Source organism: Corynebacterium sp. HMSC077G07 (genome assembly GCF_001809225.1).
Classification (GTDB): Bacteria; Actinomycetota; Actinomycetes; order Mycobacteriales; family Mycobacteriaceae; genus Corynebacterium; species Corynebacterium jeikeium_D.
In genome coordinates this window covers 4,319-25,186 of record NZ_KV796540.1, presented here as the reverse complement: position 1 = coordinate 25,186, position 20,868 = coordinate 4,319, and the positions used below count along the sequence as shown (strand labels likewise).

The 20,868-nt window shown below is 61.2% G+C and carries 17 protein-coding genes and 1 pseudogene; 4 read left to right on the top strand and 14 right to left on the bottom strand.

Annotated elements, in window-relative coordinates; genetic code table 11:
- Positions 1-87 precede the first annotated feature (87 nt).
- The 14 genes and pseudogenes from panD to dacB form a co-directional block, all read right to left on the bottom strand.
- Positions 88-510, bottom strand: a complete 423-nt coding sequence (panD, locus tag HMPREF2562_RS08055; RefSeq protein WP_016421480.1) for an aspartate 1-decarboxylase — start codon at positions 508-510, stop codon at positions 88-90.
- A 314-nt stretch (positions 511-824) separates the two neighbouring features.
- Positions 825-1,766 (bottom strand): annotated as a pseudogene (panC, locus tag HMPREF2562_RS08050) (pantoate--beta-alanine ligase); the annotation flags it as partial.
- A gap of 97 nt (positions 1,767-1,863) precedes the next feature.
- Positions 1,864-2,784, bottom strand: coding sequence for a Rossmann-like and DUF2520 domain-containing protein (locus HMPREF2562_RS08045; RefSeq protein WP_070549853.1), 921 nt, complete (start codon positions 2,782-2,784; stop codon positions 1,864-1,866).
- Positions 2,785-2,848: 64 nt separating this feature from the next.
- Positions 2,849-4,120, bottom strand: a complete 1,272-nt coding sequence (locus tag HMPREF2562_RS08040; protein ID WP_016421483.1) for a DUF6779 domain-containing protein — start codon at positions 4,118-4,120, stop codon at positions 2,849-2,851.
- On the bottom strand, positions 4,117-4,623 hold the full coding sequence (locus HMPREF2562_RS08035) for a DUF3180 domain-containing protein (protein ID WP_016421484.1): 507 nt from the start codon (positions 4,621-4,623) through the stop codon (positions 4,117-4,119). Before HMPREF2562_RS08035 ends, HMPREF2562_RS08040 begins: the two co-directional genes overlap by 4 nt.
- 2 nt (positions 4,624-4,625) lie before the next feature.
- The gene (gene folK, locus HMPREF2562_RS08030) at positions 4,626-5,138 is read right to left on the bottom strand and encodes a 2-amino-4-hydroxy-6-hydroxymethyldihydropteridine diphosphokinase (protein WP_016421485.1); all 513 of its coding nucleotides are present in this window, start codon (positions 5,136-5,138) and stop codon (positions 4,626-4,628) included.
- On the bottom strand, positions 5,135-5,539 hold the full coding sequence (gene folB, locus HMPREF2562_RS08025; RefSeq protein WP_016421486.1) for a dihydroneopterin aldolase: 405 nt from the start codon (positions 5,537-5,539) through the stop codon (positions 5,135-5,137). The genes folK and folB overlap by 4 nt, the downstream gene beginning before the upstream one ends.
- Positions 5,540-5,544: 5 nt before the next feature.
- The gene (gene folP / locus HMPREF2562_RS08020) at positions 5,545-6,486 is read right to left on the bottom strand and encodes a dihydropteroate synthase (protein WP_016421487.1); all 942 of its coding nucleotides are present in this window, start codon (positions 6,484-6,486) and stop codon (positions 5,545-5,547) included.
- An 86-nt stretch (positions 6,487-6,572) separates the two neighbouring features.
- A complete protein-coding gene (folE, locus tag HMPREF2562_RS08015) occupies positions 6,573-7,148 on the bottom strand; it encodes a GTP cyclohydrolase I FolE (protein ID WP_016421488.1) in 576 nt (191 codons plus the stop codon).
- 9 nt (positions 7,149-7,157) lie between these two features.
- A complete protein-coding gene (gene ftsH, locus HMPREF2562_RS08010) occupies positions 7,158-9,836 on the bottom strand; it encodes an ATP-dependent zinc metalloprotease FtsH (RefSeq protein ID WP_070549852.1) in 2,679 nt (892 codons plus the stop codon).
- Between the two features lie 267 nt (positions 9,837-10,103).
- Positions 10,104-10,688 (bottom strand): hypoxanthine phosphoribosyltransferase, encoded by a 585-nt coding sequence (gene hpt, locus HMPREF2562_RS08005; RefSeq protein WP_016421490.1) that lies wholly within the window; start codon positions 10,686-10,688, stop codon positions 10,104-10,106.
- A gap of 121 nt (positions 10,689-10,809) precedes the next feature.
- Positions 10,810-11,892, bottom strand: coding sequence for a tRNA lysidine(34) synthetase TilS (gene tilS / locus HMPREF2562_RS08000; protein WP_256374815.1), 1,083 nt, complete (start codon positions 11,890-11,892; stop codon positions 10,810-10,812).
- A complete protein-coding gene (locus HMPREF2562_RS07995) occupies positions 11,876-13,156 on the bottom strand; it encodes an amidase family protein (RefSeq protein WP_070549851.1) in 1,281 nt (426 codons plus the stop codon). Before HMPREF2562_RS07995 ends, tilS begins: the two co-directional genes overlap by 17 nt.
- Before the next feature lie 48 nt (positions 13,157-13,204).
- Positions 13,205-14,689 (bottom strand): D-alanyl-D-alanine carboxypeptidase/D-alanyl-D-alanine endopeptidase, encoded by a 1,485-nt coding sequence (gene dacB / locus HMPREF2562_RS07990; RefSeq protein WP_224784057.1) that lies wholly within the window; start codon positions 14,687-14,689, stop codon positions 13,205-13,207.
- Between the two features lie 124 nt (positions 14,690-14,813).
- On the opposite strand from dacB, the gene HMPREF2562_RS07985 reads away from it, so the two are divergent.
- From HMPREF2562_RS07985 to HMPREF2562_RS07970, 4 genes are all read left to right on the top strand, one after another.
- The gene (locus HMPREF2562_RS07985; protein WP_005510088.1) at positions 14,814-15,287 is read left to right on the top strand and encodes an inorganic diphosphatase; all 474 of its coding nucleotides are present in this window, start codon (positions 14,814-14,816) and stop codon (positions 15,285-15,287) included.
- A gap of 153 nt (positions 15,288-15,440) precedes the next feature.
- A complete protein-coding gene (locus HMPREF2562_RS07980; protein ID WP_016421494.1) occupies positions 15,441-15,737 on the top strand; it encodes a rhodanese-like domain-containing protein in 297 nt (98 codons plus the stop codon).
- Between the two features lie 157 nt (positions 15,738-15,894).
- A complete protein-coding gene (locus HMPREF2562_RS07975; protein WP_070549850.1) occupies positions 15,895-16,725 on the top strand; it encodes a MarR family winged helix-turn-helix transcriptional regulator in 831 nt (276 codons plus the stop codon).
- Positions 16,722-20,768: a Pls/PosA family non-ribosomal peptide synthetase gene (locus HMPREF2562_RS07970; protein WP_070549849.1), complete on the top strand. Its 4,047-nt coding sequence runs from the start codon at positions 16,722-16,724 to the stop codon at positions 20,766-20,768. The genes HMPREF2562_RS07975 and HMPREF2562_RS07970 overlap by 4 nt, the downstream gene beginning before the upstream one ends.
- Positions 20,769-20,868 lie beyond the last annotated feature (100 nt).

Genomic DNA, 20,868 nt, shown 5'->3' with positions numbered 1-20,868 from the left:
AAAGTGAACACCCTGGTGTTGTGATTCTCCGGCTCGACTCTTCTCTCCAACTACGCAGTCGAGCCCCAGCTCTGCGGGCTACGTGGACTAGCCCTGGTTCTCCGGGCTACGCGGATTCTTCAAATCAGAACCCTCCGGCACATCCGCCGGGTCGTTGCCACTTTCCAGAATCTTGTTGTCCTCATCGACGAAGATGACATTCGGCTTGTACGTACGCGCCTCAGCGTCATCCATCATTCCGTAGCCGATGATAATAACCAGATCACCCGGCGATATCAGACGAGCGGCGGCACCATTGATGGAAATGATGCCCGAGCCGCGCTCTCCGGTAATGCAGTAAGTAGTAAGCCGGTTGCCATTATTGATATCGACGATGTCGACGGCTTCACCTTCAAGCAGGTCGGCCGCTTCCATCAAATCAGCGTCAATCGTGCACGATCCAACGTAGTGAAGATCAGCCTGAGTCACCGTGGCGCGGTGAATCTTGGACTTCAACATAGTGCGAAACATGAAAAAGGTAGGTCCCTTCCTGGATTTGTCCCCTGGATGCTTGCCTACCGCGGCACCCCTTAGCGTGGCAGGTTATTAGTCGGCACACTATAATACGACAACTTCCCAGCCACGAGAAACTACTTCTAAAAGCCGTCCTACTCGCTGTCCTGCTCAACGCCAAAGCCAGCGTTCTTCAGAGTTTCTCTGCTGGACTCATCTTTCAGACGAGCATCTCGAGCAGCACGAACCTTTTCCTGCAGCTCAGCCAACTCAGCGGCCTCTTCCTCAGTCAATTCGCCGTCCAGCCCCGCCGCCGACAGAGCCGCCGACGCAATTTCGGCGTCCTTCTGCCCGAGCTGCCCGAAACCGTTTGCCGAATCCGGGCGCGGCGCACCCAGAATCAAGCCAACATTATCAATGAGACGAGTAGTGCCGACCTTCGCAGCAACCAGCAGGCGAGCTTCAGTCTCCTGGCCGTCGCCGCGCAACGCCTCGTCGGAAAGCGGGGCGAGCGCAGCGTCACGCAGCTCCAAGTAATCCAACTCGACTTCAGGCTGGCTGGCGAGCACACCACGCGCGGTTTCCAGCACAGCATCCGCACCACGGTCCGCGACAAAAGCACCGGCAGTCAGCGCAGCGGACAGGGTTACTGCGAGATTGCGCTGCTCCTCGGACAGATAGCGGTTGCGGGAGCTCATAGCCAACCCGTCGGCCTCGCGAATCACCGGTACACCGTGCAACTGCACCGGCATATTCAGGTCAGTGACCATCTGCTGCATCAGGCACAGCTGCTGGTAGTCCTTCTCACCAAAAACGGCATCAGTGCAGTTGGTGATGTTGAAAAGCTTGTTGACCACCGTCAACGCACCGGCAAAGTGCCCCGGGCGAGTAGCACCTTCGAGCTCCGAAGCCAGCGGCCCCGGCTGCACCGTCGTGCGGAAACCGTTGGGGTACATCTCCTTCGCGTTCGGCGCAAAGACCAGCTCAGCACCGACAGCGCGGAGCTTCTCAACGTCTTCCTCCAGAGTCCGCGGGTAGGCGTCAAAGTCCTCCCCCTCACCGAACTGCAGCGGATTGACGAAAATCGACACCACCACAACAGCGCGCGGCAGCGTCTTCGCGGCCTGTACTAGTTCAAGGTGCCCCTGGTGTAGCGCACCCATCGTAGGTACGAGCACCACCGGCCGCCCGGTCTTCCGCAACGCACGGGTGACCTGCGCGATTCCCGCAATAGTCTTGTGAACAGTTGTCTCTCCGGCGGTATAACCCGTCATGTTTCCTCCGCGTTCAGATCTACCGGACCAAACTTTTCGCCCGACGGCAATACCTTACGCCACATCCCGGATGACCAGAACAGCCAGTCCGCTCAGCTCATCGGCGTAGGTACCGCAAAACCTCGTTGGCGCCGTGCAGCTCGGCGATGCGCTCGGCAAGGGCCAGGTAGGCGGTTCCCATTTCCGGTGCCACCGCTTCAATTTCACGTTCGTGCTTGACGACGGTCCCAAGGTCGTCCCGCGTCACCGGGCCAGTCAGCCCCCGGGAACCCCACCTCAAGGCATTGTCCAATGAAGCTTCCAGCAGTGGGCGGAGCAGCTCGGCGGCCTGGCCTCGACGCAGCTCAGCTAGGTCGGTGTCTTCGGCTGCTGTATCTCCGCCGATAGTGGTTGCCAGCATTTCTACTGCATCGACCACAACTGCGCCCAGACCGTTTGAGCCATGGGCCATAGCCGCGTGATAGAGACCGCGGTGACGTTCGTTGATGAACACCGGACGACCGCCGAGTTCACCAATGAGCAGTTCACTGACTGTTTTCGCGAGCTCATCCCCAACAGTGATGCCCCATGGACAGCCGGTCAGGAGCTCGGAGTCGTCGTCAAGCCCTGCGAATGTCATTGCGGGATGGGCGGCGATGGTCAGCGCGCCGGTGAGTGCGACCGGATCGAGCACGGCACGCCCGAGGGAACCAGAAGTATGCATGACGATGCGTCCGGGGCCGACATGGCGGGCGACTTCCTCCGCGACCTCTGCGATGGCGCGATCCGGCACGGCGATGACGATGAGCTCGCAGGTGGAAGCTGTGTCGGCAATGCTACTAACCTGTGCGTTCGGGAGACGTAGATGCGCTCGTGTGACAGATTCTGGTGAGCGCGCGACCACGTGAGTGACACGATGCCCACAGTGCTCTAACGCCTGGCCGAGCGCGACCCCGACTTTTCCGGCAGAAATAATCCCCACCGCCAACCGCGGAGCGGTTGTCCGATGGGGATGGGAATCATGCTGGCTTTGCGTCATGACTGACTAGGTTAGACCAAACCAGCTATGTGCAGTGAGTAGGCCGCGCATACTCGGTAAGCGACTAGGCCTCTTCGTCCTCGCGCTGCTCCCTCTTCTTGCGCATCTGCGCCATCAGCTCGGCAACCGTCAGGCTGCCCTTGTTGTCCTCAGCACGGCGCCGACCGTGGCTTGCAGGCTCCTGCTCAGGAGCCTGAGCCGGTTTCTGAGCTGGCTCTTCTGCGAGGTCCTCATCGCGAATGGCCTGCAGCTGGCGAGTCGGAGAGTCCGAGGCATCGTCCGATTCCGGCGCAGCGAATGGGTGCCGTGCACCGTGTGCCTCGTGAGCACCGCCCTGAGAATCATCCTCTGCGGCGTCCTCGGCCGGGGTTTCCTGCCAGTTGATGGCGCGGAAAGAGTTAGTGGAGAACTTCTCCTTGGAAACGGCTTCGTCATCCTTGGAATCGGCGACTTCGTGGACGTCAACCGGCTGGCCAGACGGCGAGAATGTACGGCGCATGTCGGTGGCCTCGGCGTCTTCAACCGGCGAAGCGGAGGAAGCGGAGCCCGTGCCGCCGTGCTGGGTATGAACGCCAACAGTGCCGTTAGCGGTCATCTCAGCGCGGTGGGAAGTCGCGCGTGGTGTCGGCCGGTCGTGACCGGTCGGATCCTTCATCGGCGAGGCCTGCTGTGGCGAGTCGAGCTCACGCAGACGCTCGGCCTGGGCGCGAAGAGCAACCTGCTCGTCGTCGAAATCCTCCCCCATGAACTCAGCAAGCTGGGCACGCAGTGCAAAGACCTCAGCGCGCAGCGCCGCAATGTTGTCATCGTTGTTACCCTCAAGCGAGTCCAGGTAGTTCTGCTCGAGAATCAGCTCCTGCTCACGGTGAGTAGCCAGCTCGCGGTCAAGCTCCACCTTGTGCAGTTCCTCGATTGTCTCCAACCGCTTGCGCTCCAGCGCAATGGTCTTGCGGTATCGAGTCACCAGCACAGCCCCGATAACTGCCGACCACAACGCCAGCAGCACGGCAACCTTCATCCACCCGGCAGAGGAGGCAAAGAGCATGACGATACTGGCAATCACCGCGAGCACCAGCAGCACAACCATGAGAATGACGGCGGTTTTCTCCGTCATACCATCGGTAGAACTGAATTTCGTCACATCATTGCTCTGCTCATCTGCATATGCCGCATCAGCCCCGGAGTTAGCCCCAGCGGAGTAGCTTTCGAAAGCCGAAGAAGGCGACGGAGACGGAGACTCGGCCATATCCGACGAAGTAGCTGCCGCGTCGCCCTGAAAATATGCGGCATCACCCGAGCGCTTCGGGTCATTACCGGCGTTGGAGAGGTCAGTCATAACTCCCACCCTACCGAGTTAGTTCCCATTTCCCCGCTAGGAGGCGAAGAATTTTCGCCATCAGTTGGCAATTGGCAAACTTTTTCCAGCCACAGCCCCGCCGCAGCGAGCACAATGCCGGATACTGTGCCGACAATCATGATCGGCCCGTCGGCCTGTGCGGCCGCAAGCTCCGTCCACTTCGGCAAGGCCCACAGCACGCCACCGGCGTACAGTCCTCCGAGAATCGCACCCAACCACGCGGATGCCGTACCGACCACCAGCCATCGCGACAACGTTAACGGCTGCACCTGGCTGCGATCCTGCCCGACCTTCCCCTCTTTCAGCACCGACTTAATCCACCGCGCTGCCGCCACACAGACAGCTGTGAGCAACCAGGGAAACCCCAGGTCCCACCAACTTCGTGGCCCGAGCGCACCGAAAAACTGTGCCACGATCATCCATGACGCCAGTGCGAGAACCAGCGCAGATGCAGCCAACGTAATCGGTGAGGTCGGTTTCATCTCTAGGCCTCTTCTCCATCCGCGCTGTCTGCTAGACGCACTGCGTTTACGTCTTCAGGTGCCAGCTTATCGACGAGTGCCGCGACCCGAACTCCCCCCAATTCGGCATCCGGGTCGGCATCGAGCCACGGCACCAGTACAAAGGCACGCTCGGTTGCCCACGGATGCGGCAGGGTCAGAGTCGAATCGTCAGAGATGATCTCCTCGCCGGTGTCCTTGTCAGTGACCTGCACAATGTCCACGTCGAGCGCCCGTGGTCCCCAGTGAATTTCGCGCACTCGACCAGCGTCATTTTCCAGTTTCCAACCAGCTTCCAGCAGCTCCATTGGTGTCCGGGACGTATCGACAATGAGCACGGCATTGAGGAAGTCACCCTGCTCTACCCCACCCCAAGGTGGGGTGGCATAAATTTTTGAGGCTGCGACCAATTCATCGGCGAAGAAGGCCTGCACACCAGTTAGGTTTTCTCGCGCGCGGTCCATGTTCGCGCCGATAGAAAGAACGGCGCGAATCATGCCAACCGCTTCTTCCGCGAACGGCGGGCTGTTACCGCAGCGTCATCAAAGTCGAGCGGAATGGGCGCATGCGGTTTGTGAATGGTTACTTCCACCGCATGTAACAGTGGGGACAATCCGCGTTCGGCGCGGCCATCGTCGTCGGCAAGCACTGCTTCGGCAATCTCGGTCGCGACGGTTTCGATGAGGTTGCGCGGAGTGCCGGTCAAAATTCCGTGCGCTGTGGCTGCGATGTCGGCGTAGTTGACGGTGTCGTCCAGCTCGTCGCTGGCAGCGGCACCGGAGAAATCCAACCACAGGGTGACATCACAGATGAAGTCCTGGCCATCGCGGCGCTCGAAGTCGAGACAGCCGTGGTAGCCGCGGGCTTTCAGACCTTTGAGTTCAATGCGATCAGCCACTGTTTCTACTCGTCTCCTTCCAGAGCCGCCTCGGCTGGCGATTCAGCAGGAGACTCATCGTGCTGTGCAGCGCGGTTAGAGCCACCTTCCGGATAGTCGCCGGCCGCGGTGTAACCGGTCAGTGAGCGGCCAAGGTTCCATGCCTGCGCCACCCGCACTGCGTCGAGGTTGTCGGCCACATTGTGAACTCGAACCGCCCATGCGCCCGCCGCTGCGGACAGCGCGGAAATTGCGGTAGTCGCAGCATCAGCCTGCTTTGGCGCGCGAGCCTCACTGCCAACGGCGGCGGCGAAACGCTTGCGGGAGGCACCGACCAATACGGGGAAACCGAGGTCAATAAGCTCCGGCAGGCCGTGGAGGAGCGCCCAATTGTCATCGGCGTTTTTGGCAAAGCCCAGGCCTGGATCCAGGACAATATTTTCCTCGACGATGCCGGCGCCCATGGCACCGTCGACAAGCTGAAGCAGGTGCTCACGGACATCGGCGACAATGCCGTCCGGGTGAGTTTCGGCGCGTCCAGAAGCGGAGCCGAAGCGATCGGTCTTCCAGTGCATCAGGCAGATGGGCACATCGGCATCGGCGCAGACTGCGTACATGTTGGGGTCTGCGAGACCGCCAGAGACATCGTTGATGAACACCGCGCCCTCGGCGATTGCTGCCTCTGCGACACTTGCGCGCATAGTATCGACGCTGATCAGGTGCCCGTCTGCCGCGAGCTCACGGACCACCGGCACGACCCGGGCAATTTCCTCATCCTCGGAAACGCGGTGTGCGCCGGGGCGAGTGGACTCGCCACCGATGTCGAGAATATGTGCGCCTTCAGCGAGCAGCTCGTGCGCATGGGCAATCGCCGCGTCGAAGGTCTTGTACAGGCCGCCATCGGAAAAGCTGTCCTCGGTGACGTTGACAATGCCCATCACCTTGCAGAGCTGATTCTCGATACCCATCTCCGCCTGCTGTCCTGCCTGCGCTTGCAAGGGGGATTCAGTCACCTTGTTGTCCAGCCTTTCCAATCGACCATTTAACTGTTGCGTTAGCTCTTGCGGATGAGCGCCATTGCCTCTGCGCGCGAACGGGCATCCGTCTTGAAGCCACCGCGGACGGCTGAGGTCACCGTGCGCGCACCCGGCTTGCGGATACCGCGCATGGCCATGCAGAGATGCTCCGCTTCAATGACGACGATCGCCGAGGCCGGATCCAGCCGCTCCACCAAGGCATCCGCAACCTGACTGGTCAGACGTTCCTGCACCTGCGGGCGCTTCGCATAGCCATCGACCAGACGAGCGAGCTTGGACAAGCCCGTCACACGACCGTCCTTGCCCGGGATGTAACCAATGTGGGCAACGCCGAAGAACGGCACCAAATGGTGCTCACAGGTGGAGTAAATCGGGATGTCCTTCACCAAAACGAGTTCTTGATGATCCTCGTTGAAGGTCTTTGCCAGCACCTCAGACGGATCTTCAAACAGGCCCGCGAAAACCTCACGGTAGGCTCGCGCCACTCGCGCCGGTGTCTCCTTCAGGCCTTCCCTGTCGGGATCCTCACCGACGGCAATCAACAGTTCACGAACCGCAGCCTCGGCCCGCCCCTGATCGAATTCGCGCTCCATGATGTGTACTTATCGCTCCTCGTTGGTGTCCGGCTTGTCCTGCCAGGCGCTGTTGTCTTCGTTTCGCTTGACGACGCCGTCCTTATCCGAATCGTGCATCTGTGCCCCCTTGTCATCGGAATTGTCGGCGTTCTTCGGGTTTTCCGGACGTTCTGTGTGTTCCGGCTGCTCGTTATCCGGCAGGCGGAATCCGCGCAGCTCCTGCTGTTGTCCTGCCGACGGCATCACCGTAGTCGGGGTGGCATCGCTGCCAGAGTTGTCCTGGCGGTGACGTCCGCCCTGCCTGTCCCACGGCATCTTCGGAGGGGCAGGGATATTCGCGGGGCCGTTGCCACCGTTACTACCCGTACCGGTTGCCTTCGAGCCGAAGTCCGGCGCACCTGCCGGGTATTTAGCAGTGCCCGGGTGCTGGCCACGCGCGTTGCCCTGGCCTTCCTGCGAACCCGGCTGGTTCTGCCCCTCCGGGCGAGGAGTCGGCGCAGGCGCCGGTGCCGGTGCGGGAGCCGAACCGTGCGTGCTGCCGGTATCCTTCGGCGGCCAACCTGGAGCGGTCCAACCAGCCGGCGGTGGGGTGCCACCGTAAACCGGAACATTCGGTCGGTCCTGCTGGGCGCCCGGCAGACCCGGGACACTAGCATTACCGGCACCAGCGGAGCCTGCCGGCCCCTGACCATTGCCGTTGTTGCCCGCGTCCTGGTTCTCTGGTTCGCGGCGGCGCACCGGCGCGAAGATGTTGACACGCTTCGGCGGTTCCTCGCCGCGCTCGATTGCCAACTCCACCGGTGTCTTCACCGGCTCGCGGCCATCGGCCGGGTGCTTAGTGTCGCTATCGAAGAAGTTCAGGCGCTCACGGGGAACGACATCGGTGAAGATAACTTCCAGATCCGGACGACGCAGAGTCTCCTTCTCCAGCAGTTTCTCAGCCAGAACATCGAGAGTGTCGCGGTTTTCCTTCAAGATGGCGTAGGCCTCGTCATGAGCCTTATTGATCAGCAAACGAACCTGCTGATCAATGGTTGCTGCCACCTCCGGAGAGTAGTCCAGAGAGCCGCTGCCACCGCGGCCAACGAACGGGTCGCCCTGCTCCTCCCCGTACTTCACCGGGCCGAGCTCCGGCGACATGCCGTACTCGGTCACCATGGCGCGAGCAATCTTGGTGGCCTGCTCAATATCGGCAGAAGCACCGGTAGTCGGCAGTCCGAAAACCAGCTCCTCGGCAGCGCGACCACCCATGGCGAAGACCAGACGGGCAAAGAGCTCTGGCAGGTTATACATGCCCTTGTCGTCCTCGGGGACGGTCAGCGCATGTCCACCAGTGCGACCGCGAGCCAAGATGGTGACCTTGTAAACACGCTCAATGTCCTTCAGCGCCCACGCAGCCAGGGTGTGGCCACCCTCGTGGTAGGCGGTGACCTTCTTCTCCTGCTCGGAAATCACCTTGGAGGTACGGCGCGGACCGCCGATAACTCGGTCGACTGCCTCTTCCAGCGCATCCGCAGTAATGATGTTGCCGTTGACGCGAGCGGTCAGCAGCGCAGCTTCATTCAGCACGTTCTGCAGATCAGCACCGCTCATACCGGCGGTGCGCTTCGCCAGCGACGTCAGATCCGCATCCGGTCCAAGCGGCTTGTTCCGGGCGTGGACCTTCAGAATTGCCTCGCGGCCCTTCAGGTCTGGTGCGCCCACCGGAATCTGTCGGTCAAAACGGCCCGGACGCAGCAGCGCCGGGTCGAGAATATCCGGACGGTTGGTCGCAGCCATGATGATCACACCCTGACGATCACCAAAACCATCCATCTCCACCAGCAGCTGGTTCAGGGTTTGCTCACGCTCATCATGACCACCGCCCATGCCGGCACCACGCTGGCGGCCGACGGCGTCGATCTCGTCGATGAAGATAATGCACGGGCTGTTTTCCTTGGCCTGATTAAACAGGTCACGGACACGAGAGGCACCGACACCGACGAACATTTCAACGAAGTCCGAACCCGAGATGGTGTAGAAAGGCACTCCTGCCTCACCAGCGACGGCGCGGGCCAGCAAGGTCTTACCGGTACCTGGAGGACCGTAGAGCAAAACACCACGCGGAATCTTCGCGCCGAGCTCCTCGTAGCGAGCTGGGTGCTGCAGGAAATCCCTAATCTCGTCGAGCTCCTGGACGGCCTCATCGGCACCAGCAACATCCTCGAACGTGTTGGTCGGGGTCTCCTTGTTCAGCAGCTTGGCGCGGTTGCCACCAAAGCCGAACATGCCGTTCTTGCCGCCTTGCATGCGGCTGAAGAAGTACATGATGACGAAGAAGAAGATCACCATCGGCAGCAGGAAGCCCAAGGTGGACATCAGGAAGGAATCCTGCGTGACCTTGGTATCGAACTTCTCCATGCCCTCGGCGGCGGTGACCTTGTCAAAGACTTGGTCGGTCGCACGCGCTGGGTACTTGGTCATCACCTTCGTGACGTCCTCAGTGCCCTCGACCTCCACGCCCTTCTTCAGGGTGAGGCGAATTCGCTGTTCGCGATCGTCGATCTGAGCTTCCGTGACATTGCCCTTATCCAACTGGGTCAGGGCAACGGACGTATCCACCTCGCGGTATTCCCGGGAATCATCCGCCAGCTGAGTAATAGCAAAGAGGATAATCAGGATGATGCCGGCAACGGTGGCAAACCGGAACACCTTTTTCTTGTCCATACAGTGGGTTCGCTTTTCGCTCTCTACATCTATTAGTTGCTTTTATTAATTGTACGCATCAACGAGTTCTTCTCGAAGACACATCAATGACACAACGTGGGGCCAGGGCTCATGGCACCTGACCCCACAGTAGGCATAACGCATCGCAACCGAAAAAAGTTTCCAACTCCTACTTTTCATCGCTAGAAGACAGCTAGAACTGCCGGAGGTACGCGCGCAATGCCCGTCGTCAAGCATCGGCACTGTGCAATAGCGCCGAAGACAGACCTAGCCCTGGTAAACGCGCGGGTGAAGCGTGCCGACGTACGGCAAATCGCGGTAACGTTCGGCGTAATCCAGGCCGTAACCGATGACGAACTCGTTCGGAATGTCGAAGCCAACATCCGCAACATCCAGGCTGGTGCGCACAGCCTCCGGCTTACGCAGCAGCGTAATGACCTCCAGGGAGCGCGGATTACGGTTGCGCAGGTTCTTCATCAACCAGGACAGGGTCAGGCCGGAGTCAATGATGTCCTCGACGATCACAACATCGCGTCCCTCAATATCTCGATCCAGGTCCTTCAAAATACGCACCACGCCTGACGACGAGGTGGAGTTTCCGTAACTGGAAACCGCCATGAACTCCATCTGGCTGGGAATGCTGAGCTGACGAGCAAAGTCAGTCAGGAAGAACACCGCACCCTTGAGCACTGCGACCAGAATCAGATCGCTGTCGGCATCCTTGTACTTCTCATTCACACGATGCGCCATCTCGTCAATGCGAGCATGCAGCTCCTCTTCGCCAATGAGAACTGCCTCTACCTCATCGCCGTAGGGGTTTGCGGGGACGTTGAAATCCTTCACATCATGCATCGCATTTCCTTTCCGCACTTCTATGGCGGCGTGTCGATGGAGCGTAACTGCCCCAGTGCAAGTTCAGAGCTATGGCAACCGATTGTTCTCAGCCGCCGGAAGTTGGATTGCGGCACCCTTCTTAAGGCACCGCGGGACGATTCATTACCAATTGTAGAGTGCCATCTTTTCGCTCAACGACCAACCTGGCATTTCTGTCAGCACCATCGCGACCACGGGTCACCGGCACTTCGCCCTGGCCGTGATAGCGGTGCACGAGCGCCAACACCATGCCGATCTGTTTACTGCTGGGCTCCGCACCCGCCTGCCTCAACCAACGTGCGAGGACGCGCACCGCGATGGCGTCGTCGAGCTCAGCCACCCCTCGCACAGACAGACTCCCGCTTGCCAACGCCTCTTCCTCCCCCAGCAGCGCATGCAGAGCTGACTCGGCGTGAGCGTCCAAAAAGTCATTGTCGACTGCTGCAATCGCCGCAGTCTTAGCGAGATTTTCCGCAACTCCCGGACCCAGCTCCTGCTCCAGCAGCGGCAAAATCGTCTTTCGAACCCGGACGCGGGCGTAATGGTCGTCATGGTTGTGCGGGTCGTGCCACACCTTCAAGCCCAGCTCTTCGCAGCAGAGCTGAGTATCTGAGCGTCGCACACCGAGCAGCGGGCGCAGAATCCGAGTCCCGTCAGACCACGTGAGGTTGTCGCGGATGGCGGACAGCGCTTGCGGACCGCCTCCCCTGGCCAGCCGCAGCAAAACTGTTTCCGCCTGGTCGTCCAAGGTGTGGGCGAGCATCAGCGCCGCACCTCGAGATTGGGCGACCTCCCGTAGCACTGCGTGTCGTGCCAAACGCGCCTCATATTCGGGACCACGGTCGGAATTGTTGTTGATATCGACCGCGATAACCTCGGCCGTAGCCCCCATCCCCCGAGCAATGTGGGCGGCGCGCTCGGCAACTTTTGCAGAGCCCTGCTGAAGCTGATGATTAACTACGACGGCGTGGACTTTGCGGCCGGCCAGCGCACCCTTGGGCCCGAGAGCTTCCGCACAGGCCCCGGCGGTCAGGGCCAGCGAATCCGCACCACCGGAAAGCCCAATGACGACACCGCTGCCCAATTCCTGCCCCACCTGCTGCACTATCGCGCGGACAGCTTGCCGAATGATGAGGAAATGAGGGCTGCGGTCCGGCCAAAAAGGTCTAGCCAACGCGCCCACCACTTGCGATGGTTTCCATCGCGGTAAGCAGAATTCGCTCCTGGGTCGGGCGCGCAATCAGTTGCACCGGCAACCCAGAGGTCGGTTCCACAACGATGCCAGCCGGGAATCCCAGGTAATTCCACGTCGAGACGTAGGGAGTGAAACGCAGATTGGACAGCAGGTTCACAATCCAGGGCATGCGATGCCACGCGCGGATTCGCGGTGGGTTCTTGGCCAGAGCCGGGGTAATCAAGATGGTGTCACCCGGTAGCTCACGCTCGATGCGAGCGCCATCGCGTGCCACTTGGCGGCCATTGATTGTGAAACGCAGCAAGCGACCAATGCCGGCGTGGACTCGATTGCGCCACTCCAGGTGATCAGGGCGCGGCTCGTCGCGAAGCTGATCCGCCACCCCCGCAGTCCAGCGCGCGAGCATCGGCAGTGGGTTCAGCGGGTACGGCATGTTCTTTTCCGAGACGGCAAAGCCCTTGTCCGCGAATACTCTCGCCGCCTGTTGCGCCGCATCGACGTACTCCGGTGCAGCCTTCAAACCGAATACGGGCGCAGTGGTGTCCACGCTGACTGCGAAGTTTTCAGGCAGGGTCTTCGCCGGGTCCTCCGCATCCACTATGCCATTTGTGAGGATCTTGGTGATCAGGCGCAAGTCCTCGTTATTGACTGTGAGCACCCCTTGGACAGACATTCCGTACCAGTCATTGCCGCCCACGCGCCCCGGCATTGTTCCCGGGGTCGCCTTCAGAGTCGATAGCCCGCAGCACGCTGCAGGGATACGAAGTGACCCCATGCCGTCGTTGCCCTGCGCAAACGGAACCATCCCAGCGGCGACAGCCGCTGCGGATCCACCGGAGGACCCACCGGGAGTGTGCCCCGGCAGAATCGGATTGTCGACGGCCAGTCCCGGCAGCGTCGTCGTCCCCCACGTACAGAACTGCGGATTCACCGTAGTTCCCACCGCGATTGCACCGGCGCTAGTCAACTGCTGGACAAACGGGTTCTCTAGAGCGGTGTTTTCCTTCAGCGCAAATGGCACACCTGCGAGCGGCAACTCCGAGAGTTTCTCGCTTTGCTCGAGTTCCCGCGCAGCCTGCAGAGCCCTATCCGTCCACACTTCACGGAAGGCATGAATCCCTCCATCCAGTCTGGCGATAGCGTCGAGACTGCGCTGCACGCTGTCCACCGGGCTTAGCTTTCCCTCGCGAACCTGTGCGGCAATCTCGTGAACGGTTGGCAAGTTCCTAATCGCGGAAGTGTGAGAGGCCATTGCGGATTCATCTCCTCAAATTATTTTCAGTGGCAAATGAATCTCAGTTTAGATATCCGCAAGGGCGCTCGCTGCCTTATCGGACGCAGCTCTTGCCGGCAACAGGCTCGCCTCGTTGGAAATCAGTGCGAACGTCAGTACCTGTCCCGACTTCGTCACCACATATCCCGCCAACGCCGAGGCTTTATTCAGCGTGCCTGTCTTCGCACGGACGATGCCCGCCCCGGACTGACCAGCAAAGCGCGTCGCCAGAGTGCCGGACACCGCCGCCACTGGCAAGCTATCCAACAGTGGGCGCAACCGCAACGCAGTGCTTTCCGACGACTCCTGCGACTCCGCCAGTCCCCCCTGCTCGGCCGATTCCACCGGACCCGCGGCCGAATTGAGCACCTCGGAGAGATGCTGCGGAGAAATACGGTTATCCGTGCTCAGGCCGCTGGAGTCCGACAGCACCGCGCCATCGAGAGGAAAACCGTGCTCCGAGAGAGCGTCACGCACGGCACGTGCGGCCCCCTCAAAGGTCGGCGGCAGGCCGCGAGAGATAGCCACCTCACGGGCAATGGACTCGGCGAGCACGTTGTCACTGTAGTTCATCATCTCGTGCACACGGGTAACCAGCGGGGCCGACTGCACGAGCGCGACGGGGTCTGGATCCAGAGGCAGTGACTGACCATCCTTGGCCGCATCCCTCAGGCTGCCTCCGTTTTCCGCACCAAGCGCCTGGGCCAGTGCATCAGCGGCATCCGCGGCGGGCGTGGCGCTGCGCTGCGATTCTTCATTCGTCGGATCGATACGACCGGCGTCCATCATCACCGACTCCACCGGTGCGATGTAGCCGTCCTCCAGCCCCGCACGCTCCCAGGTCTCGTGGAAACTCTCGGTGAATAGAGAGTTGTCGAGATAAACCTTGCCGACCCCCTCCGGAATGACCACGGAAATCTTTTTCGCCAACTCAGCGATTGAAGCCGAGTCCTGGAAGAACCCTTCCCCGTCCTTGCTTAAGGTGGGGTCACCCCCGCCGTGCAAAACGATGTCATTAGTGCCCGTGACCCGGGAGACACGGGTGGAAACCCGATGATCTTCACCTAAGTCCAACAGTGCGGCAGACGCAGTGAGAATCTTCATGCTGGACGCCGGCATGGCCACCGCGGTGTCATTGATCCCCCACAGCTTCTGGCCGGTCGTAGCATCGCTAACAATTCCATGCAGCTCACCGAAGGCTGGATCGGCCGCAGCAGCGTCCATGATGGCGCTGACTTTTTGGGCCAGAGCGCCGTCGTCAAGCGAAGACTGCGCCGCCGTCACAGGAGCAGAGACATGACTGACCGCGGGCGGTGCATCGACAGCAATCTGACGATTGTTATTGATGACAACCGCTGCGCCGCTGCCCGCTGCGATAACGACAACACCGGCGATGGCACCGCCGATTTTCAGTCCGCGCGACTTCTTGGATTTGCCGGATTTTACGGAACTGGGCGATTTTTCCGTGCCCTTAGCGGCGGTTTTGGAGCTGTCAGAGTCGGTACTGCCCACGGTCACAAACACCTTCTTCCTGGAAACAAAACCTCACTTAAGGTGCACAAATAAACGGTTTTGAGCGGGTTTCGCATAAGATAGCCGTCAGAGAAGTGTACACCGATTATAAGGAGTCATCGCCGTGAGCGTTGAGGTCACTATTGAGATCCCGAAGGGTCAGCGCAACAAGTACGAAGTCGACCACGAGACCGGCAAGGTCTACCTCGACCGCTACCTGTTCACCCCAATGGCCTACCCGGCCGACTACGGCTTCATCGATGAGACCCTCGGCGAGGATGGCGACCCGTTGGACGCTCTCGTGATCCTGCCGGAGCCGGTTTTCCCGGGCGTTATTGTCAAGGCTCGTCCGCTCGGCGTTTTCAAGATGACCGACGAGGCCGGCGGCGACGACAAGCTGCTGTGCGTCCTGGATGATGTCCGCTTCGACCACTACCAGGACATCGACGATGTTTCCCAGTTCACCAAGGACGAGATTGAGCACTTCTTCGTCCACTACAAGGACCTGGAGCCGGGCAAGGAAGTTTCCGGTTCGGGCTGGGGCGACAAGGCTGAGGCTGAGCGCATCCTGGCTGAGGCTATCGAGCGCCACAAGTAAGAGCCACAAGTAAGAATTGCGCTAGCCAATCCCCCTTCCTGGGGCTCACACCTTTGACGCAATTCCTGTGATTCAGCGCTACGGCCGTCGGAGTTTTCCTCCGGCGGCCTTGGTGCTTCCGGCGATAAGGCCAGATTGCGTATAGTGCGCACTATGGAAACCGTAAACGTATCCGAAGTACCCGAAGACGCACAGATCATTGACGTCCGCTCACAGATGGAGTGGGATGACGGCCACGCCACCGGCGCCGTTCACATCCCTATGGAAGAGATTCCGTCCCGCTACGGCGAGCTGGATTTGGATTCCGACATTTACCTGATGTGCCGTTCCGGTGGACGCGCCGCTCAGGTTTCTTCCTGGTTGGAGAAGAACGGTATCGACACCATCGTCATCACCGGCGGCATGATCGACTGGGAGCACTTCGGCCGCCCAATGGAGAAGGCCAACTAAATCAACTACAACTGCCCTGCCTACCTGCAGGGCAGTTTTTCATTTATTTACCCACCCCAAAGCACCGACCTTCTAACAATCCGCAGGCAAACATGGGCATTATTAGTTGGCCATGTCCCATTATTGATGGTTCCCCAGATTGTCTAGTATGGGAAGTATGTCTGATTCATCCGTACTTTCCTCGGCGGACTCAGCCGACACCAGCGGTGGTGTGGCACCCGACGTAGACGCGAAGGTGCCTGCTGTCGACGCACAGAGCAGCACCAAGGCGAAGAAGGCCCGCAAGGGAGCGAAAGCCAAAAACAAGGCCAGTGCTAAGGCCAGAACTAAGTCCAAGTGCAAGCCCGGCTCCGCAAGCGAACTCGCCGTCGCACCGGCCGCCCTGCGCAAATCCGCGTCCTGGTGCCTGGCGCAGCTCGATGCGGCTGTCCGCGCCAGTGTCAACGCGGCTCTTGGCCGCACTCAGATTGAGTCGATTTCCATCCGCGGTTATTGGGTTCTGGAGGCCATCGCCGATGGCGGCGACATGGCTCAAACCGAGCTGAGCGCGCTGCTCGGCATGGACCGCTCTGACATGGTTCGCCTGATTGACTCTCTGGAGTCGGCAAATCTAGTCGAACGCACCCGAGACTCCAAGGATCGACGCCGCCAGCTCATCGCGCTGACAGAAACGGGCAACACCACCCGCGCATCTCTGCGACGCTCACTCCGCAGAGCCGAACGCGCCGCCGTCGCCGAATGCGCACCCGAGGTACGCGCGCTGCTTGCATCGCTTGCCGACGACTCCGCTGCAAGCCCCGAAACCGATGCCGGCGCGAAGAACCCCGAGGCCGCTATCCCAGAGGTCACGGCCACTGAGACAGACACCAAGGACATGGCGGAGAATAAGACGCAGGCGACGTCGTCAAGCGATGCCCCGCGTCCTAAACGTAAGAAGTCGAAGAAGAAAAAGCGCAAGAAGAAGAATAAGAAGGGGGCTCTCAAGTGACAACCACTGAAGCGAAGTTCCTACGCGCTACGGAACAGCCGCTTGAGCGCACACTCATTGACATTGTCCGGGCGACCGCGCGAAGGTTCCCCGAGGCTGAGGCCATCGATGACGGCGAGGTTGTCGTCACGTATGCGGAGTTGATCAACGAGATTGATTCCACAGCTACGTGGCTGTACGAACAGGGCATCCGTCGCGGCGACCGCATTGGTGTGCGGATGCCGTCGGGAAGCCGCGAGCTCTACCTGGCAATTTTGTCCATCATGGCCGCCGGTGCCGCCTACGTTCCGGTGGACGCGGATGACCCCGACGAGCGTGCAGAAATGGTCTTCGGCGAGGCCGGTATCGCCGGTTACTTCGATGCTGAAGGCCTGCATTTGGCTGGCTCCACGGCACGTAATCGCCCCCGCCCGCTGGACTCCGACGCCGACTCCGACGAGGAAGAGACGGAACCGACGCCGCCGAGCGCACGCGAGATCATCTCGCAGGAGCCCACTCCTGACGATGACTGCTGGATTATTTTCACCTCTGGCTCCACCGGCAAGCCCAAGGGCGTGGCGGTCACCCACCGCAGCGCCGCCGCTTTTGTCGATGCGGAGGCCCGCTGGTTCTTGGCCAACCACCCGGAAGGACCGCTCGGCCCGGATGACCGCGTTCTCGCCGGCTTATCCGTCGCCTTCGACGCCTCCTGTGAGGAAATGTGGCTGGCCTGGCGAAATGGTGCCTGCCTGGTGCCGGCTCCGCGTTCGCTGGTGCGCTCCGGCGTGGACCTGGGCCCATGGCTGATTTCCCGCCACATCACCGCTGTTTCCACAGTTCCGACGCTGGCCGGCCTGTGGCCCGCCGAGGCGCTCGACAGCGTGCGCCTGCTCATCGTTGGCGGCGAGGCCTGCCCGCAAGAGCTGGTCGAGCGCCTGTCCACCCCAGAGCGCGAAATGTGGAACACCTACGGCCCCACCGAGGCCACCGTCGTGGCCTCCGGCATCGAGCTGAGGCCCGGCAAGCCCGTGACCATCGGTTTTCCTCTGGACGGCTGGGACCTCACCGTCATCGACGAAGAGGGCAACCCCGTCCCACCGGGCACCAAGGGCGAGCTGGTCATCGGCGGCGTGGGACTCGCACGCTACCTGGACCCGGAGAAGGACGCCGAGAAGTACGCACCGCTGCCAGCTCTCGGTTGGGAGCGCGCGTACCGCACCGGCGACCACGTCATCATGGACGAGGACGGACTGTACTTCACCGGCCGCGTCGACGATCAGGTGAAAATCGGCGGTCGGCGAATTGAGCTCGGCGAGGTCGAGGCGCACCTGGCTGCCCTCCCCGGCGCTACTCAAGCGACTGTCGTGGTGCAGAAGACCGGTGCTGGCGATTCCATCCTGGTCGGCTACGTCGGCGCCGGTGGCGACGCCGCAGCCATGGACTACGACAAGTGCATGGATACTCTCCGCGATGCCATGCCAGCCGCGATGGTGCCACGCCTGCACATCATGGATGAGCTGCCGGTTCGTACCTCCGGCAAGGTCGACAAGGCGGCGTTGCCGTGGCCACTGCCTGCGCGTGCGGGTAAGGGCGACGTCGACAAGCTGAGCCCTGTAGAGAAGTGGCTGTCCGATATCTGGGCGGACGTGCTGTCCGTACCTGCGCCCGGCGCGGCCTCGGACTTCTTCGCCCTGGGCGGCACGTCCTTGGCGGCGGCGAGCGTCATTGCGCGCATTCGCCAGCGCGCCCCACAGGTCGCCGTGCGCGATCTCTACGACCACCCGCGCCTGGGCAATCTCGCTGAAGAGCTGGTAGCGCGCGGTTTCATCAGCGACGACATGCTTGCCGACGACACCAGCGACCCCACCGCTCACCTGGAAAAGGTGCCCGAGCCGACGCCTGTCTCCCGTAAGACCCGTTGGGCGCAGGTCTGCCTCATGGTGCCGCTGCAGTGGGCACGTGGCATGCGCTGGGTAACGTGGCTTGCGATTATCAACTGGGTTATCGGCGGGCCGCTGACACTACCAGGCTGGTTGGTGACCGTACTGGCCGTGTTGTTCCTGACCCCGCTGGGGGTCATGCCCATCAACGCGGCGACGACACGCCTGCTCACGCGCAACATCACCCCGGGTGATTACCCGCGTGGCGGTTCGGTACATCTGCGACTATGGGCGGCCGAACGTCTGGCAGAGAGCTCCGGTGCCCACTCAGTAGCGGGTGCTCCGTTCGTGCTGTGGTACGCCCGTATGCTGGGTGCCCGCATTGGTAAGGGTGTGAATCTGCACGCGCTGCCGCCGGTGACGGGTCTGGTCAAACTGGATGATTACTGCTCGATCGAGCCGGAGGTAGACCTGTCCGGATACTGGGTCGATGGCGATGTCGTCCACGTCGGCGAGGTCACTATTGGCAAGCACGCCCGCATCGGTGCCCGTTCAACGCTGCTGCCCGGCGCGCGTATTGGCAATGACGCTCACATCGAGGCGGGTTCCACCGTCACCGGTGAGAAGAAGGTCAAGGCTGGCGCGCGCTGGTCGGGTTCCCCGGCTCGCAAGGTCGGCCGGTCCAAGCACCGCTTCCCGGAGGAAGTTCCGCCGGCTCGCCGCCACTGGGTGGCTATCTACGGTCTCACCGCTGTTTTGCTGACACTCGTACCGCTGTCCGCTGCGGTCGCGATGGCTGCTGTCATCGGTTGGGGCACGGGGCTTATCGACGGCACCACCGAGCTAACCACCTCGAATCTCTGGCCAACGCTGGGTAGCGCCGTGCTGTGGGCTATTCCCGCCACCTTCGTCGGTGTTGCGGTGTATGCCCTGCTGACGCTGATTCTCGTGCGCCTGTTCAGCATCGGCCTGAAGCCGGGAGTGTTCCCGGTGCGTTCGCGCGTGGGTTGGCAGTCGTGGGCGACAATTCGCCTGATGGACGCTGCCCGTCACGACCTATTTTTCATCTACGCCTCCATGTTGACGCCGCTGTGGCTGCGTGCACTGGGCGCCCAAATTGGTCACGACAGCGAAGTCTCCACCGCGATCGGTATTCCGAAGTTCTTGCACGTCAAGGACGAGTCCTTCTTGGCTGACGACACCATGGTCGGCAGCTACGAGCTCGGCGGCGGTTGGCTGCTGGTGGGTGACTCCCGCATCGGCAAGCGCGCCTTCCTGGGCAACTCCGGCATCACGCTTCCAGAACGCAAGCTGGCGAAGAACTCGCTGGTGGCCGTGCTGTCCTCTACCCCGAAGAAGACCAAGTCCGGCTCCAACTGGTGGGGTTCGCCGCCAGAGCGCATGCGCCGCGTGGGCACCGTCTCCAGCGATGAGTCGGCGCAGACCTACCGTCCGACTACGGGATTGAAGGTCGCCCGCGGCATCGTCGAGACACTGCGCGTCCTGGCACCGATGGTCTCTCTCATGTTGGCTACGGTCACGCTGTTTATCTTGCAGGCCCTTGGCATGTTCACCGCGGAGTTGGTCACTGCAGGTGGCGTTGGCGCTGCCCTGCTCGGCCTGCTGGTCGCGTGGCTGCTCTCCCCTGCCGTGCTACTGATTGTTGGTGTGCTGGGGCTGCTCATCACGGTCGTGGCCAAGTGGGTGTGCGTCGGCAAGCACAAGCCCGGTGATCACCCACTGTGGAGCAAGTTCGTCTGGCTCAATGAGCTGCAGGATGCATTCGTCGAAATGGTTGCCGCACCGTGGTACCTGAACCCGGCGATGGCCACCGGCGGTATCGCACGCGCGATGCGTCTGCTCGGCGCGAACGTTGGCCACGGGGTGTGGCTGGAGACGTACTGGCTGCCCGAGACCGACCTTGTCAAAATCGAGCGGGGCGCTTCTGTCGGCCGTGGTTGTGTCGTTCAGACGCACCTGTTCACCGACCGCGTGATGACGCTCGACACCGTCCACATCGGACACGGCTCCGTCCTAGGACCGCACTCAGTCGCACTGCCGGCATCTGTGCTTGACGACGGCTGCCGCGTCGAACCCGGTTCTCTCGTCATGCGCGGTGACCATGTTCCTGCGCACACCTCCTGGCGAGGTAACCCAATTGAGCCAGTGGTGGCCAAGAAGTAGCCCGGATTGAGTGGGGGGCTTAGGTAGGAGCCTGGTAGGCACAACGGGCTGCAAATGTGAAACTGTGAGAGTTTATGACACTTTCAAGCCATTTTTCGGA